The organism is Pseudomonas sp. Teo4, from assembly GCF_034387475.1.
GTDB lineage: Bacteria > Pseudomonadota > Gammaproteobacteria > Pseudomonadales > Pseudomonadaceae > Aquipseudomonas.
Genome location: NZ_JAXCIL010000002.1, coordinates 1,184,766 through 1,200,591 on the forward strand (window position 1 = coordinate 1,184,766; position 15,826 = coordinate 1,200,591).

General features: G+C 61.4%; 14 protein-coding genes. 9 read left to right on the plus strand and 5 right to left on the minus strand.

Features of this window, described 5'->3' with window-relative positions; translation table 11 throughout:
• Window positions 1–138 precede the first annotated feature (138 nt).
• Both PspTeo4_RS21675 and aspA read right to left on the minus strand, forming a co-directional pair.
• Window positions 139–1,131: an AraC family transcriptional regulator gene (locus PspTeo4_RS21675; RefSeq protein WP_322365923.1), complete on the minus strand. Its 993-nt coding sequence runs from the start codon at window positions 1,129–1,131 to the stop codon at window positions 139–141.
• Window positions 1,132–1,302: 171 nt separating this feature from the next.
• Entirely contained in the window at window positions 1,303–2,727 is a 1,425-nt protein-coding gene (gene aspA, locus PspTeo4_RS21680) for an aspartate ammonia-lyase (RefSeq protein ID WP_025754235.1), read from the minus strand.
• 182 nt (window positions 2,728–2,909) lie between these two features.
• Here aspA and PspTeo4_RS21685 point away from each other — a divergent pair, with 182 nt between their 5' ends.
• Window positions 2,910–3,827, plus strand: coding sequence for a LysR substrate-binding domain-containing protein (locus PspTeo4_RS21685; protein ID WP_322365924.1), 918 nt, complete (start codon window positions 2,910–2,912; stop codon window positions 3,825–3,827).
• Here the strand turns inward: PspTeo4_RS21685 and PspTeo4_RS21690 are convergent.
• Window positions 3,819–4,451: a hypothetical protein gene (locus PspTeo4_RS21690; protein WP_322365925.1), complete on the minus strand. Its 633-nt coding sequence runs from the start codon at window positions 4,449–4,451 to the stop codon at window positions 3,819–3,821. The genes PspTeo4_RS21685 and PspTeo4_RS21690 overlap by 9 nt on opposite strands.
• A 272-nt stretch (window positions 4,452–4,723) precedes the next feature.
• Here PspTeo4_RS21690 and purE point away from each other — a divergent pair, with 272 nt between their 5' ends.
• The 4 genes from purE (at window position 4,724) to PspTeo4_RS21710 (ending at window position 7,232) form a co-directional block, all read left to right on the plus strand.
• Window positions 4,724–5,215 carry a 5-(carboxyamino)imidazole ribonucleotide mutase gene (gene purE / locus PspTeo4_RS21695; protein ID WP_003253304.1) on the plus strand — a complete coding sequence of 164 codons (492 nt, stop codon included), beginning with the start codon at window positions 4,724–4,726 and terminating at the stop codon, window positions 5,213–5,215.
• Between the two features lie 10 nt (window positions 5,216–5,225).
• Window positions 5,226–6,308 carry a 5-(carboxyamino)imidazole ribonucleotide synthase gene (locus PspTeo4_RS21700; RefSeq protein WP_322365926.1) on the plus strand — a complete coding sequence of 361 codons (1,083 nt, stop codon included), beginning with the start codon at window positions 5,226–5,228 and terminating at the stop codon, window positions 6,306–6,308.
• Window positions 6,309–6,404: 96 nt separating this feature from the next.
• Window positions 6,405–6,650 (plus strand): GlsB/YeaQ/YmgE family stress response membrane protein, encoded by a 246-nt coding sequence (locus PspTeo4_RS21705; RefSeq protein ID WP_003253308.1) that lies wholly within the window; start codon window positions 6,405–6,407, stop codon window positions 6,648–6,650.
• Between the two features lie 48 nt (window positions 6,651–6,698).
• Window positions 6,699–7,232 carry a DUF3299 domain-containing protein gene (locus tag PspTeo4_RS21710; protein ID WP_416196970.1) on the plus strand — a complete coding sequence of 178 codons (534 nt, stop codon included), beginning with the start codon at window positions 6,699–6,701 and terminating at the stop codon, window positions 7,230–7,232.
• A gap of 128 nt (window positions 7,233–7,360) precedes the next feature.
• Here the strand turns inward: PspTeo4_RS21710 and PspTeo4_RS21715 are convergent, their stop codons facing one another.
• A complete protein-coding gene (locus tag PspTeo4_RS21715) occupies window positions 7,361–8,257 on the minus strand; it encodes a D-hexose-6-phosphate mutarotase (RefSeq protein ID WP_322365928.1) in 897 nt (298 codons plus the stop codon).
• A 71-nt stretch (window positions 8,258–8,328) separates the two neighbouring features.
• Window positions 8,329–8,727 carry an acyl-CoA thioesterase gene (locus tag PspTeo4_RS21720; RefSeq protein ID WP_003253317.1) on the minus strand — a complete coding sequence of 133 codons (399 nt, stop codon included), beginning with the start codon at window positions 8,725–8,727 and terminating at the stop codon, window positions 8,329–8,331.
• Window positions 8,728–9,085: 358 nt separating this feature from the next.
• Between PspTeo4_RS21720 and PspTeo4_RS21725 the strand changes: the two genes are divergently transcribed.
• The 4 genes from PspTeo4_RS21725 (at window position 9,086) to pstA (ending at window position 15,760) form a co-directional block, all read left to right on the plus strand.
• The gene (locus PspTeo4_RS21725) at window positions 9,086–10,375 is read left to right on the plus strand and encodes an MFS transporter (protein WP_322365929.1); all 1,290 of its coding nucleotides are present in this window, start codon (window positions 9,086–9,088) and stop codon (window positions 10,373–10,375) included.
• A 271-nt stretch (window positions 10,376–10,646) separates the two neighbouring features.
• Window positions 10,647–11,645, plus strand: a complete 999-nt coding sequence (locus PspTeo4_RS21730) for a phosphate ABC transporter substrate-binding protein PstS (protein ID WP_322365930.1) — start codon at window positions 10,647–10,649, stop codon at window positions 11,643–11,645.
• 138 nt (window positions 11,646–11,783) lie between these two features.
• A complete protein-coding gene (locus tag PspTeo4_RS21735) occupies window positions 11,784–14,072 on the plus strand; it encodes an ABC transporter permease subunit (RefSeq protein WP_322365931.1) in 2,289 nt (762 codons plus the stop codon).
• Between the two features lie 17 nt (window positions 14,073–14,089).
• A complete protein-coding gene (gene pstA / locus PspTeo4_RS21740; protein ID WP_322365932.1) occupies window positions 14,090–15,760 on the plus strand; it encodes a phosphate ABC transporter permease PstA in 1,671 nt (556 codons plus the stop codon).
• Window positions 15,761–15,826: the final 66 nt, after the last annotated feature.

The window sequence follows — 15,826 nt, forward strand, 5'->3', positions numbered from 1 at the left end:
AAACGGCCAAAAGGGGATAGATGTGGCCAAGCTCGGTGGCCCTATCGCCGGCAAGCCGGCTCCCACATGGACCGTGCAGACCTTGAGAACACTGCAGAACCTGTGGGAGCCGGCTTGCCGGCGATGGGGCCATGCGGCTCAGCCGCGATAGTGGCTGGGCGCCACGCCGCTCCAGCGCTGGAACGCATGCCGGAAGCTCGCCGTTTCGCTGAAGCCCAGGGTTTCGGCAATGCGGTAGATCGGCATCTGCTCATCAGCGAGCAACTGCTTGGCCCGTTCGAAGCGCAGTTCATCCAGCAACTGCTGATAACTGCTGCCCATTGCCTGCAGGTGCCGGCGCAGGGTGCGCGACGAACAGTTCATCTGCCGCGCAAGCCCGTCCAGGCCAGGTGCTGCGTCCAGCTGTTGCAGCAGCAATTGGCGGATGCGCCCGAGCCAGGCCTGGCGACCGGTGAACTCCAGGTTCAGGCGGCGGCAGCGTTCACTCATCGCTTTATGGGTAATAGGGTCGGCCAGCGGCAGCGGTGTGTCGAGCCAGCGGCGTTCGAAGGCAAAGGCATTGTCCTCGGCGTCGAAGCCCAGAGGGCACTGGAATGCACCGGCATAGAGCGTGTGGTAGCCAGGTCGGCTGTGCTCGAAGCGGGCGCCGAGCAAGGGCAGTGTGCGGCCCAGCAGGTCGTCGCAGATGACTTTCAGCGACACCAGGCAGAATTCGGCATTGAAGGCTGCAAGGGCCGGGCTGTCGCGGTATTCGCTGGCACTGAACCAGACACGTTGCCCATCGTCCACCAGACGCAGCTGGAAGACTGTTCCCAGCAGTGCCGGATACTGCAGCGCCAAACGCAGGGCGTCACCCAAAGTGGCACTGGAGAGCAAGGCGTAACCGAGCATGCCGTAGCACGACACATGCATGCGCCGGCCCAGCTCCAGGCCAATGTCCTCGCGCCGGGCCACGGCATTGGCGCACACCTGCAGCTCCTGCTGGGTGGTGATGCGCGCATCGGCATGCCCCAGGTCTGCTGGGCCTATGCCACTGCCGGCCAGCAGCGACGCAGCCTCGCAACCGTCTTCCTGGAAGAGGTTGAGGATCAGCGAAACCGCGTTGAGGGTGGTCAGGTGACTGTGCAGCATGCTCGGTATCCCGTCGGGCTGGGATGCATTATGGAGCAAGTTGTGTGCCGGTAGAGGATCTGGGGTCGCGCAAATTGAAGACAAAAAAAGGGCCCTAAGCGTGCGCTAGGGCCCTGGAAAGGTTGAGAGGTGTCTAGTCCCTCGACCTGGTGAGACGTTTCAAGCGGTCGGTTACGCCTTCAGCGGAACCAGACGTGGAGCGATCATGTTTTCCGGACGCAGGATGTCGTTGAGCATCTCTTCGTCCAGCAGCTTCTCTTCGCGCACCAGTTCCAGTACGCCGCGGCCGGTTTCCAGGGCAACGCGGGCGATACGGGTGGCGTTTTCGTAGCCGATGTACGGGTTCAGGGCGGTGACCAGGCCGATCGAGTGCTCGACCAGTTCACGGCAGCGCTGTTCGTTGGCGGTGATGCCGACGATGCAGTGCTCGCGCAGCATGTCCATGGCGCGTTGCAGCAGGCGGATCGAGTCGAAGATCTTGTAGGCGATCAGCGGTTCCATCACGTTCAGCTGCAGCTGGCCACCTTCGGCGGCGACAGTCAGGGCCAGGTCGTTGCCCATGATGGCGAAGGCGACTTGGTTGACCGCTTCCGGGATAACCGGGTTGACCTTGCCTGGCATGATCGAGCTGCCTGGCTGACGCGCTGGCAGGTTGATCTCGTTGATGCCGGTGCGTGGGCCGCTGGACAGCAGGCGCAGGTCGTTGCAGATCTTTGACAGCTTGACTGCGGTACGCTTGAGCATGCCGGAGAACAGCACGAAGGCGCCCATGTCGGAGGTGGCTTCGATCAGGTCGGCAGCCGGTACCAGCGGTTGGCCGCTGATGATCGCCAGGCGCTGAACGGCCAGGGCCTGGTAGCCAGGGTCGGCGTTGATGCCGGTACCGATGGCGGTGCCGCCCAGGTTGATTTCGGTCAGCAGTTCCGGAGCCAGCGAGCGCAGGCGCTGCAGGTCTTCGGTCATGGTGGTGGCGAAGGCGCGGAATTCCTGGCCCAGGGTCATCGGCACGGCGTCCTGCAGCTGGGTACGGCCCATCTTCAGTACGTGGTCGAACTCTTTACCTTTGGCGGCGAAGGCCTGAATCAGGCTGTCGAGGCTGGCCAGCAGGGCGTCGTGGCCCAGCAGCAGGCCCAGGCGGATCGCGGTCGGGTAGGCGTCGTTGGTCGACTGCGCCATGTTCACATCGTTGTTCGGGTGCAGGTACTGGTACTCACCCTTCTGGTGGCCCATGGCCTCCAGCGCGATGTTGGCGATGACTTCGTTGGCGTTCATGTTGGTAGAAGTACCAGCACCGCCTTGAATCATGTCCACGACGAACTGCTCGTGGTAGTCGCCTTTGATCAGTCGTGCGCAGGCAGCGCTGATGGCTGCGTGCTTGGCATCGCTCAGGTGCCCCAGCTCTCGGTTGGCGTCAGCAGCAGCCTGCTTGACCATCGCCAGGCCGACTACCAGTTTCGGATAGTGCGACAGCGGTACACCGGAGAGGTGGAAGTTGTTGGCAGCGCGCAGAGTCTGGATGCCGTAGTAGGCATCGGCAGGGACTTCAAGGGTACCAAGCAGATCTTTTTCGACGCGGAACGATGCAGCGGAGGACATGATGGATATCATCTCGATTTTGACCCGGCACATGCCGGAATGGCGCCAATCCTAGGCCTGAAGGTGATTTTGCGGCCAATGCTGTTGCACGCTAACCTATGCAGAAACGGCATACGGTTTGATGTGACGCCGATTGACAATCGAGCGTGTTCCATTTTGGTGCACGCCTTGCGGAGTAGTCGATGAACCTCGAAAGCAAGTGGCTGGAAGACTTCAGTGCCCTGGCCGCCACACGCAGTTTTTCCCAGGCGGCAGAGCGACGTTTCGTCACGCAGCCGGCCTTCAGCCGACGTATTCGCAGCCTGGAAGCCGCCCTTGGGCTGACCTTGGTGAATCGTTCCCGCACGCCCATCGAGCTGACTGAGGCAGGGCAGCTATTTCTTGTCACTGCACGTACGGTTGTCGACCAGTTGAGCGAAGTTCTACGCCATTTGCATCATCTTGAAGGTGGGCAGGGTGAGGTGGTTCAAGTGGCTGCGGCGCACTCGCTGGCGTCGGGGTTTTTCCCGCGTTGGGTGGCCCAGCTGCGCAACGACGGATTGAACATCGCCACACGCCTGGTTGCCACCAACGTAGGTGATGCCGTCCATGCATTGCGTGAAGGTGGCTGTGACCTGATGCTGGCTTTCTATGACCCGGATGCTGCCCTGCAGATGGATGCCGAAATCTTCCCATCGCTGCACATGGGCACCACGGAAATGTTGCCGGTGTGTGCGGTAGGGGCCGATGGCAAGCCCCTGTTCGATCTGGATGGCGACAGCAGCGTGCCTCTGCTTGCTTATAGTGCAGGTGCTTTTCTGGGGCGTTCGGTGAGTCTTTTGCTACGCCAGCGCAACCTGCGTTACACCACCGTCTATGAAACAGCCATGGCCGACAGTCTAAAGAGCATGGCGCTGGAGGGGATGGGCGTGGCCTGGGTGCCCAGGCTTTCCATGCGGGGTGAGCTGGAGCGAGGTGAGTTGGCTATTTGCGGCGCCAGTCAATGGCATGTGCCGTTGGAAATCCGCTTGTACCGTTGTGCATTGGTTCGTAAGGCCAACGTCCGCCTGCTATGGCGCAAGCTGGAGTCGGCCGGAGCACAGGGTGAGGGATCAATTTGAGTTGTACTTCAGGTAATCGGCGATTTTTGCGCGGTTTTCATCGCTGTACCGATAACAGTTCGAGCGCAGGTCAAAACGGGTTGGAGTCATGTAGGTTTCGCAAATCCAACCGTTGTATCGGATTCTCGAGTCTTCATGGGTGGCAGACAGCATATGACCGATTTCATGGCCTGGGGTGGCGAACGAATTCATCGACGAAATGGCTGTGTTGCGGCTTTGCCTGGCAAGCCCCGCGCGAAAAGTAACAGCGCTCTGGTCGTCATATCTATGGCGGGTGAGCAGTAGGTTTTTGTTCATGAATGAGAAGAGGTTGTTCGCTGTGTAGGCATCGACCTGCTCTTTAAATGCATCGAGAATGTCGTCTGACGTCATGTTCCGATAATTGATATCGGTAATGCCTGGCACAGAGCGTTGGAACACCAGTTCGATCGGGTGGTTGGTAAAGCTGCGCATCTCATCCAGCCAGGGCTGAAAGTAGTCTTTCTTCAGTTGCTGGTCGCTGATGTCGGCCAGTTCGTCATGCGCAAAGATGGTTACCACAAGGGATCTGGCCGCCCATGCACTTGAAAACTGGAGTGTGCATAAGGCGCTTAGTATCAAGGCTGCAAAGCGGTTTTTTGGCATGTTGGTTTCCTCCGAGGGCATTGGTGTTCGAAGGTGCAGACTGTCGGTGGGGCGCGCTTCCTGAAAGCCGGAAAAACTTGTCCTGCGAGACAGCTTGCCCTTTGATCCGACATGTGCTTATGGGGGTGGGCGCGCTGGCTTGCAATACGCTATAATCCCGCGCCTTCGGCCGACTCGGTCGATTCAGAATCCGTATGACAAGCCACGCCGGTCCACCTGCGTGGCTTGTTGCTTTTAGCGCGCCTGAAGGCGCTTGCAGGAGAGGCTCGACGATGAGTGCACTGGTTGGCGTGATCATGGGCTCCAAGTCCGATTGGTCCACCCTTAGCCACACCGCCGATATGCTGGAAAAACTCGGCATTCCCTATGAAGTGAAGGTGGTTTCCGCCCACCGGACCCCGGATCTGCTGTTCCAGTACGCTGAAGAAGCTGAAGGGCGTGGCATCGAGGTGATTATCGCCGGTGCCGGTGGCGCTGCCCACCTGCCGGGCATGTGCGCCGCCAAGACCCACCTGCCGGTACTGGGTGTGCCGGTGCAGTCGTCGATGCTGTCAGGCGTGGACTCGCTGCTGTCGATCGTGCAGATGCCGGCTGGCGTTCCGGTCGCTACCCTGGCCATTGGCCGTGCCGGTGCCGTCAACGCCGCCCTGCTGTCGGCGAGCATCCTGGGCGCCAAGTACCCTCAGTACCATGCAGCGCTCAAGCAGTTCCGCACTGAGCAGACCGACACTGTCCTGGACAATCCAGACCCACGCCAGGCTTGAGGCTGACTTCATGAAGATCGGTGTAATCGGTGGCGGCCAGTTGGGCCGCATGCTGGCCCTGGCGGGCACTCCGCTGGGCATGAACTTCGCCTTCCTCGACCCGGCGCCAGACGCCTGCGCCGCGCCGCTTGGCGAGCACCTGCGTGCTGACTATGGCGACCAGGACCACCTGCGCCAGTTGGCCGACGAAGTCGACCTGGTGACCTTCGAATTCGAAAGCGTCCCGGCCGAGACCGTGGCCTTCCTCTCGCAGTTCGTGCCGGTGTACCCAAGCGCCGAGGCGCTGCGTATCGCCCGTGACCGCCTGTTTGAAAAGAGCATGTTCCGCGACCTGGGCATCCCGACCCCGGCCTTCGCCGACATCCTTTCGCAACAGGACCTGGACGCCGCAGTAGCCAGCATCGGCCTGCCGGCTGTACTCAAGACCCGTACCCTGGGTTACGACGGCAAGGGCCAGAAGGTTCTGCGTACGCCTGAGGACGTGGTCGGCACCTTCGCTGAACTGGGCAGCGTGCCGTGCCTGCTTGAAGGCTTCGTGCCGTTCACTGGCGAAGTTTCGCTGGTGGCCGTGCGTGCCCGCGACGGTGAAACCCGTTTCTACCCGCTGGTGCACAACACCCACGAAAGCGGCATCCTGCGTCTGTCGGTGGCCAGTGAAGCGCATCCACTGCAGGCGCTGGCCGAAGACTACGTTGGCCGGGTGCTGCAGAAGCTCGACTATGTTGGCGTCATGGCCTTCGAGTTCTTCGAGGTCGACGGTGGCCTGAAGGCCAACGAAATCGCCCCGCGCGTACACAACTCCGGGCACTGGACCATCGAAGGCGCCGAGTGCAGCCAGTTCGAGAACCACCTGCGCGCCGTTGCCGGCTTGCCGCTGGGTTCGACCGCCAAGGTGGGCGAGAGCGCCATGCTCAACTTCATCGGCGAAGTGCCGTCGGTGGAGAAGGTCGTGGCTATCGAAGACTGCCACCTGCACCACTATGGCAAAGCCTTCAAGGTTGGGCGCAAGGTCGGCCACGCCACCCTGCGTTGCAAGGACATGGCCACCCTCGAGCGCAAGATCGCCGAGGTAGAGGCGTTGATCGGCAACTGACCGAACTTCTGCCATCGGCGGGCCCTCTGAAATGGCAACAAGCCAAAGTGCTGTCTAGGCTTTGGCTTGTTCCATCTTCACTGCAGAGGGATTGCCATGGGCATCATTGGAACCATCTTCATCGGCCTCATCGTGGGTCTGCTGGCGCGCTTCATCAAGCCAGGGGACGACAGCATGGGCTGGATCATGACCATCCTGCTGGGTATCGCCGGCTCGTTGCTCGCCACCTACGGTGGGCAGGCCCTAGGTATCTATCAGGCCGGACAAGCCGCCGGTTTCTTGGGTGCGCTGGTCGGTGCGGTGGTCCTTCTGGTGATTTACGGATTCATCAAGAAACGCTGAATACCCGGTAGAATGCCCGGCAATTCATCCGAGTTGCCGAGCATTTTCATGCGTGCCTTTTTCCTCATTCCCTTGCTCCTGGCCAGCACCCTGGCCCATGCCGAACTGCCCGAAACCGACTGGTTGGAGCTGATGCCCAAGTCGGACCAGAAAGCGCTGGAGCAGATGCCCGAGATCGACCATAACTCGCCGGAGGCCATGGGTACCTTTACCGACAAGGGCGGCCTCAAGCAGAGCAAGGGCCTGCCGGCAGTGATGTACTCGACCAAGACCGTGGCGGCCATGAACGGCAAGGAAATCCGCCTGGGCGGTTACCCGGTGCCGCTGGAAAGCGATGCCAAGGGCAACAGCACGCTGTTCTTCCTGGTGCCTTACCCAGGCGCCTGCATTCATGTGCCGCCACCACCGCCGAACCAGCTGGTGCTGGTGCGCTACCCGAAAGGCTTGAAAATCGACGATATCTACACGCCGTTGTGGGTCAGCGGGACGTTGAAGGTGGAAAAGGTCAGCAATGACCTTGCCGATGCGGCGTATGCGCTGGATGCGGGGAAGGTGAGGGTGGTGGAGGATGCTGACCTGTAATGCCTGTACCGGCCCTATCGCCGGCAAGCCGGCTCCCACAGGTGCTGCGCTGATCTCAAGCTCGTCGCGGTCCATGTGGGAGCCGGCTTGCCGGCGATAGGGTCATGATAAGCGCCAGAAGTGCTGGATCAGAGGGCCTCGTCACTGATCGACACGCCCAGACTATGGCTTTTCCCAGGTGCCAACGTCACCACGTCATCCCACACATTCGCCGTCTCGATGCACAGCATCCGCTGCCAGCCATCATCGGCCATGTCCGGCAATTCGCGGGCGCGCTCGGTCCAAGGGTTCCAGATCACCGCCGAGCGCGAGCCGCTGCTGGTCAGGGTAATACACCGGCTCCAGTGCGGGTCGACAATGCTCAGCTGCGTGGGGGTGCTCAGGTAGATTCGGTCAGTCTCACCGGAAAAACCGAGCGCACCTTGCTGTTTGCGCTGTTCCCAGTCAGCCAAGGTCTCGATGTAGTCCAGCCCTTCGACACCTTCGACACGTGCCTGGCGCACGTCACTGACGGCAAAGTAGCTATGCAGGGCTTGGCTGATGGTGACCGGGGTATTGCCCATGTTGCGGCTGGTCAGGTTCAGTTGCAGATCCTCGCCCAGCTCGATCGCCAGCTTCAGCTCTACGTCATGGGGCCAGTCGGGCAGATCACCCTGTGCCTCGGGCAGTTCGAATTCGATACGCAGGCCTTCGCCCACTTCTTCGATACCCAGCAACTGCCAGTCGCGCGCGCGTGCCAGACCATGGGCCGGTGCTTGCTCGCCGTGGTACATGGCCTGAACGGCCTGGGGGTTGCGCTGCAGATTGCCGAACCACGGCCAGCATACCGGTACACCGGCACGCACCGACTTGCCCTGGCGGAAGATGGCCTGGTCGCTCAGCCACAGCAGCGGCGGCTCGCCGACACGCTGGTAGCTGAGGATCTGCGCACCCTGTTGGGCGATCAGTAATTCGGCGCGGTCGCTGGTGATACGCCAGCAGTTGAGTTCGCCGTGTTGCTCGGATTCGACCTTGAAGGTAGCCATTGCGCTCGTCTCATTGAATGCCTGTGGGTCTTGGACCCTTTGACCTGCAATGAGTTTACCGCTCGCAAGGCTCAGCGACGAGGCACAGAGCGGGTGCGGCCGCTGCCATCGATGGCCACGAAGACAAATACCGCCTCGGTCACCTTGCGCCATTCGCTGGACAGCGGGTCGTCGCTCCAGACTTCGACCATCATCTGGATCGAGCTGCGGCCGATTTCCAAGGTCTGGGTGTAGAACGACAGTTGCGCGCCCACGGCTACTGGAACCAGGAACGCCATGCGGTCGATGGCCACCGTGGCAACCCGGCCGCCAGCGACGCGGCTGGCCATGGCGGTACCGGCCAAGTCCATCTGGGCAACCAGCCAGCCGCCAAAGATGTCGCCGAAACCGTTGGTTTCACGGGGGAGTGCGGTGATTTGCAAGGCCAGGTCACCTTGCGGGATAGGATCTTCTTGTTCGAGCTCAATCATGCGGTGGGGCCTCTGACCCGTGACGCTTCGTTGGTTTGGCGCAAGGCCGTGAAAACGATTCAGCTCGAAACATACTACGCTGATTTCGCTTTGCTGGGCGGCCATAGGGAAACTCTGCGAAACCGCCTGAGCATAATGACCGGCGTTTTCGCACAACATCCCACAGTTGGACCAACCTTTTTCCTACGAATGGGCAGTATATAGAGCCGAACAGCCAGCGACGACCGTGCATTGATGAATATCTGTATGGATTTTGTATCGCTATCGACGCGGCTCGGCAATTTGCTATCTTCGCCTGTCCCTTATCCAGAAGCCGCATGCCAAGCGGCCTGCATGACCTACAAGAGAAGAATGAGCGATGACCTCCGTGCCGAGCAGTATCGAGCAGCCCTCACGGCCGCTGACCCGCAGTGACTACAAGACCCTCTCACTGTCCGCCCTTGGCGGAGCGCTGGAGTTCTACGACTTCATTATTTTCGTGTTCTTCGCCACGGTGGTCGGCAAGTTGTTCTTCCCGGCCGACATGCCCGAGTGGCTACGCCTGATGCAAACGTTCGGCATCTTCGCCGCCGGCTATCTGGCACGGCCGCTGGGCGGGATCGTCATGGCCCACTTCGGCGACCTGCTGGGCCGCAAGAAGATGTTCACTCTGAGCATTTTCATGATGGCGCTGCCGACGCTGGTCATGGGCCTGCTGCCAACCTATGCACAAATTGGCATGTGGGCACCGATTCTGTTGCTGTTGATGCGCGTGATCCAGGGCGCGGCCATCGGTGGTGAGGTTCCGGGAGCCTGGGTGTTCGTCTCCGAGCACGTTCCGGCGCGCAATACCGGTTATGCCTGCGGCACCCTGACCGCAGGGCTGACTGCCGGCATCTTGCTGGGTTCGCTGGTGGCGACACTGATCAACAGCGTGTACAGCGCCGAGGAAGTGGCCGATTACGCCTGGCGTATCCCGTTCCTGCTTGGCGGCGTGTTTGGCCTGTTCTCGGTCTATCTGCGCCGCTGGCTGCACGAAACCCCAGTGTTCGCCGAGATGCAGGAGCGCAAGGCATTGGCCGAAGAGCTGCCATTGCGGGCAGTGCTGCGCGATCACCGTGGCCCGATCATTCTGTCGATGCTGCTGACCTGGATGCTGTCGGCGGGCATCGTCGTGGTGATCCTGATGACCCCGGCGCTGCTGCAGAGCATCTACCACATCAGCCCGACTGACTCGCTCAAGGCCAACAGCCTGGCGATCGTGCTGCTCAGCCTGGGCTGCATCGGTGCTGGTAGCCTGGCTGACCGTTTCGGTGCTGGCCGGGTGTTCGTGATTGGTAGCCTGTTGCTGCTGGCCACGTCCTGGACCTTCTACCACAGCCTGCCAACCCGGCCTGATCTGCTGTTCCCGCTGTATGCCATCACCGGCCTGTGCGTGGGCGTCATCGGCGCCGTGCCTTATGTGATGGTCAAAGCCTTCCCACCGGTGGTGCGTTTCAGTGGTCTGTCTTTCTCCTACAACGTGGCCTACGCGATCTTCGGTGGTTTGACGCCGATGGTGGTGACCGCGCTGCTGAAGGTCAGCCCGATGGCACCTGCCTACTATGTGGCTGGTTTGTGTGCCGTTGGTCTGATCGTGGGCCTCTATCTGTTCGCCAACAAGCGCTGATGGATTGGCGCCAAGGCTCTCTTCGCAGGTAAGCCCGCTCCCACAGGAGCATGCGCAACCCCTGTGGGAGCGGCGGTGCGGCGATCCGATTTACCCGCGAAGGGGGCAGACCTTGCTTCCGCCCTCTGCAACATCCTGCAAAGGCCATCCCGGCAACCGGTGATGGCCTTTCATCCAATTGTCATATTGAAGTCATATCGTGTTCATGCGGCCTGCAGATACTTGGGCCCGATCCATCCAACACCCCCAATATTCCTGCTAGGAGCAAGGCATGAAACTGAAGCGTTTGATGGCGGCCCTCACCTTTGCCGCCGCTGGCGTTGCAACCGCCAATGCGGTAGCCGCTGTCGACCCTGCAATCCCGACCTACACCAAGACCACCGGTGTTTCGGGCAACCTCTCCAGCGTCGGCTCCGATACCCTCGCGAACCTGATGACTCTGTGGGCCGAGGCCTACAAGAAGGAATATCCGAACGTAAACATCCAGATCCAGGCTGCCGGCTCCTCCACCGCGCCACCCGCGCTGACCGAAGGCACCGCCAACCTCGGCCCGATGAGCCGCAAGATGAAGGACGTCGAGCTGCAGGCCTTCGAGCAGAAGTATGGCTACAAGCCGACCGCCATCCCGGTCGCCGTTGACGCCCTGGCTGTGTTCGTACACAAGGACAACCCGATCAAAGGCCTGACCATGGCCCAGGTCGATGCGATCTTCTCCTCCACCCGCCTGTGCGGTGGCAAATCCGACGTCAAAACCTGGGGCGACCTGGGCGTGACCGGCGACCTGGCCAACAAGCCGGTTCAGCTGTTCGGCCGTAACTCGGTATCCGGCACCTACGGCTACTTCAAGGAAGAAGCCCTGTGCAAAGGCGACTTCAAGCCTAACGTCAACGAACAGCCTGGCTCGGCTTCGGTCGTGCAGTCGATCAGCTCCTCGCTGAACGGCATTGGCTACTCGGGCATCGGCTACAAGACCGCTAGCGTCAAGACCGTAGCCCTGGCCAAGAAAGAAGGTGGCGAGTTCGTCGAAGACAACGAAGCCAACGCCCTGAACGGCACCTACCCGCTGTCGCGCTTCCTGTACGTCTACGTCAACAAAGCCCCGAACAAGCCTCTGGCCCCGCTGGAAGCCGAGTTCGTCAAGCTGGTCCTGTCGCAAGCTGGCCAGCAGGTCGTGGTGAAGGATGGCTACATCCCGCTGCCGGCCAAAGTGGTCGACAAGACCCTGGCTGACCTGGGCCTGTCCCACGCAGGTAACGTCGCAAAGAAGTAAGTAACTGAGGAAGGGGCCGGCGCGGATGCCGGCCTTTTCCACGAATTCCCAGTCCGAAGCCAGGTTTCCTGAGCGGCGGGCTTTTGTGCGTCAACGCACTGTCATGTTTTTGTCATACGGGACCGCTAGGGTGTGCGCATGAATGATCTGGCCAACTCCACAATGACCCAAAATTCCCCTCCCGTGCGGATTGACTTCAATACGCCGGAGCTGCAACGCAAGCGCCGCATGCGCGCCCTCAAGGATCGCCTGACCCGCTGGTATGTACTGGTGGGCGGGCTTGCCGTATTGGCAGCCATTACCCTGATCTTCTTCTACCTGGCCTATGTGGTGCTGCCGCTGTTCCAGGGCGCTGAACTGACCAGCAAGAAGGCGCTGGAGCCGACCTGGCTGCAACAGGATGCCGGCAAGCCACTGATGATTGCGCTTGAAGAGCAGAACCTGGTGGGGATGCGGATTTCCGACAAGGGCCAGGCGCTGTTCTTCGACACCAAGACCGGTGCCGAAGTGAAGCGCGTCGACCTGCCGTTGCCAGCTGGTACCCAGGTCAGCTCGATCAGCACCGACCAGCCAGGTAGCCCTCTGGTGGTACTGGGCCTGTCCAACGGCCAGGCGCTGGTGTTCCACCACACCTACAAGATCACCTACCCGGACAACAAGAAGACCATCACCCCTGGCATCGACTTCCCGTACGGCCAGACGCCGTTCGTGCTCGATGACGAGGGTCGTCCGCTTGAACACGTGAGTGTCAACCTCAATGGTGAAACCCTGGTGCTGGCCGGCTCCACCGGTTCGCACCTACAGGTAGTCGAGCTGACCAGCACCGAGAACATGATGACCGGCGAGGTCACCACCGAGCAGAACCGCATCGAACTGCCGCAGATGACCGAAGTGGTGAAGAACATCTTCATCGACCCACGTCAGCAGTGGCTGTACGTGATCAATGGTCGCGCCACCGCCGATGTCTTCAGCCTGCGTGAAAAGAGCCTTAATGGCCGTTACAAGCTGTCCGAAAGCGCTGACACCGAGATCACCGCCACCGCGCAACTGGTGGGCGGTATCTCGCTGATCATCGGTGACTCCAAGGGTGGCCTGGCCCAGTGGTTCATGGCCCGTGATCCGGATGGCGAGTCGCGCTTCAAGCTGATTCGCAGCTTCCAGATGGACAAGGCGCCTATCGTGCAGATCGATGCCGAGGAGCGCCGCAAGGGCTTCGTCGCCCTGGACGCAGCTGGCAAGCTGGGCGTGTTCCACAGCACCGCACACCGCACGCTGCTGGTCGAGCCTGCGGCTGAAGGTGCGGGTATCCTGGCCCTGTCGCCGCGTGCCAACCGCATCATCATCGAGGAAGGCGGCAAGCTGCTGCCGCTGAGTCTGAAGAACCCGCACCCGGAGATTTCCTTCAGCGCGCTGTGGGGCAAGGTCTGGTACGAGAACTATGACGAGCCGAAGTACGTTTGGCAGTCCACCGCCTCGAACACTGACTTCGAACCCAAGCTGAGCCTGTCGCCACTGACCTTCGGTACCCTGAAGGCCGCGTTCTACGCGATGATCCTGGCTGCACCGCTGGCTATCGCCGCGGCCATCTACACCGCCTACTTCATGGCCCCGGGCATGCGCCGCAAGGTCAAGCCGGTGATCGAACTGATGGAAGCGATGCCGACGGTGATTCTGGGCTTCTTCGCCGGCCTGTTCCTGGCGCCGTACCTGGAAGGCCACCTGCCTGGTGTGTTCAGCCTGTTCGTGATCATGCCGGTCGGCATTCTGCTCGCGGGCTTTGGCTGGAGCCGCCTGCCTGAGTCGATTCGCCTGCGCATTCCAGATGGCTGGGAAGCGGCAATCCTGATCCCGGTGATTCTGGTGATCGGTTGGTTCGCCCTGTACATGAGCCCGTTCATGGAGACCTGGTTCTTCGGTGGCGACATGCGCCTGTGGATCACCAACGATCTGGGCATCACCTACGACCAGCGCAACGCTCTGGTAGTCGGTATCGCCATGGGCTTCGCGGTCATCCCGAACATCTACTCCATTGCCGAAGACGCCGTGTTCAGCGTGCCGCGCAGCCTGACCCTGGGCTCCCTGGCCCTGGGCGCGACGCCGTGGCAGACCCTGACCCGCGTGGTCATCCTCACCGCCAGCCCGGGTATCTTCTCGGCGCTGATGATCGGCATGGGCCGTGCGGTGGGCGAGACCATGATCGTGCTCATGGCTACCGGCAACACCCCGGTGATGGAGCTGAACCTGTTCGAAGGCATGCGCACCCTGGCCGCCAACGTGGCGGTGGAGATGCCTGAATCGGAAGTCGGCGGCAGCCACTATCGTGTGCTGTTCCTCGCTGCCCTCGTGCTGCTGATGTTCACCTTCATCATGAACACCTTGGCCGAGCTGATTCGCCAGCGTCTGCGCAAGAAATACTCGTCGCTTTGATAGAAAGGTAGAGATCCGTGAAAAAGGATTCCCTCAAAGGCTGGTTCAAGAGCGGCGCCCCAGGCGTCTGGATCAGCGGTGGCGCGGTCGCCATGGCGGTGATCATGACCGTCGGCCTGCTGGCTGTGATCGCCGTGCGTGGCCTGGGCCACTTCTGGCCGGCGGACCTGATCCAGGCCACCTACAAGGTGCCGGGCCAGGCCGACCATGTCGTCATCGGTGAAGTGGTACAGAAAGAAGAAGTGCCGCGTGCACGCCTCAAGGGTGCCGGCTTGCCGGTACCGGACGAGGGCCCGGAGTTCATGACCCGCGAGCTGATCAAGGTCGGTAACCGCGACCTCAATGGCAGTGACTTCACCTGGGTGGTCGGCGACTGGCTGGTGGATGAGCAGAAGCCAGCTGACTTGATCGCCCTGGAGCGCCGTGAGTGGGGCAACTTCTATGGCTACCTGGTCAGCGTCAAGCAAGAGGGCAAGGTAGTCGCCGAAGGCCCTGCGGCCTGGAACGAGCTGCAGGCCCGCCTCAAGCGTGCCAACCAGTTCAACAGCGAACTGCAGAGCCTCGAGAAGAAAGACATCGGTGCCATCAACCACGGCCTCGAGCGTCTGCGCCTGCATGCCCGCAAGCTGGAGCTGGACGGCAAGCTGGACGCAGCAGCCCAGGCGGACATGGACGCCGAGCGTGCCGAGCTGAACAGCCGCTACAAGGCGATCGAAGACCGCCTGACCGGCCTGCACCAGGCCTTCGCCCGCGACAGTATCGTGGCGCGTGACGGCAACGGTCGCGAAGTCGAGATCAACCTGAGCAAAGTGGTACATGCCATCCAGCCGAACGCCATGTCCGGCATGACCAAGATGGGCACCTACTTTGCCAAGGTCTGGGAGTTCCTCAGCGACGACCCGCGTGAAGCCAACACCGAGGGCGGTATCTTCCCGGCCATCTTCGGTACCGTGATGATGACCCTGATCATGGCTGTGATCGTCACCCCGTTCGGTGTGCTGGCTGCGGTCTACCTGCGCGAGTATGCCAAGCAGGGCCCGGTGACCCGGCTGATCCGTATCGCGGTGAACAACCTGGCGGGTGTTCCGGCCATCGTTTACGGCGTGTTCGGCCTGGGCTTCTTCGTCTACGTGCTGGGTGGCTCGATCGACCGCCTGTTCTTCCCCGAATCACTGCCAGCACCGACGCTGGGTACACCGGGCCTGCTCTGGGCTTCGCTGACCCTGGCACTGCTGGCCGTGCCAGTGGTGATCGTGGCCACCGAAGAAGGCTTGGCGCGTATCCCGCGTACCGTGCGTGAAGGCTCCCTGGCCCTGGGCGCGACCAAGGCCGAGACCCTGTGGAAGATCGTGCTGCCGATGGCCAGCCCGGCCATGATGACCGGCATGATCCTCGCGGTGGCCCGCGCCGCCGGTGAAGTGGCACCGCTGATGCTGGTAGGTGTGGTGAAGCTGGCGCCATCGCTGCCGGTGGATGGCAACTACCCGTACCTGCACCTGGACCAGAAGATCATGCACCTGGGCTTCCACATCTACGACGTAGGCTTCCAGAGCCCCAACGTCGAGGCCGCGCGGCCGCTGGTTTACGCCACCGCGCTGTTGCTGGTGATGGTGATCGCCACCCTCAACCTCTCGGCGGTGTGGATTCGTAACCACCTGCGCGAGAAGTACAAGGCCCTCGACAGCTGAACCTGATTGCAAGCGCGCCGCCCGCCAACCGGGCGGCCCTTTGAAACGAATTGATAGCGTATGGAG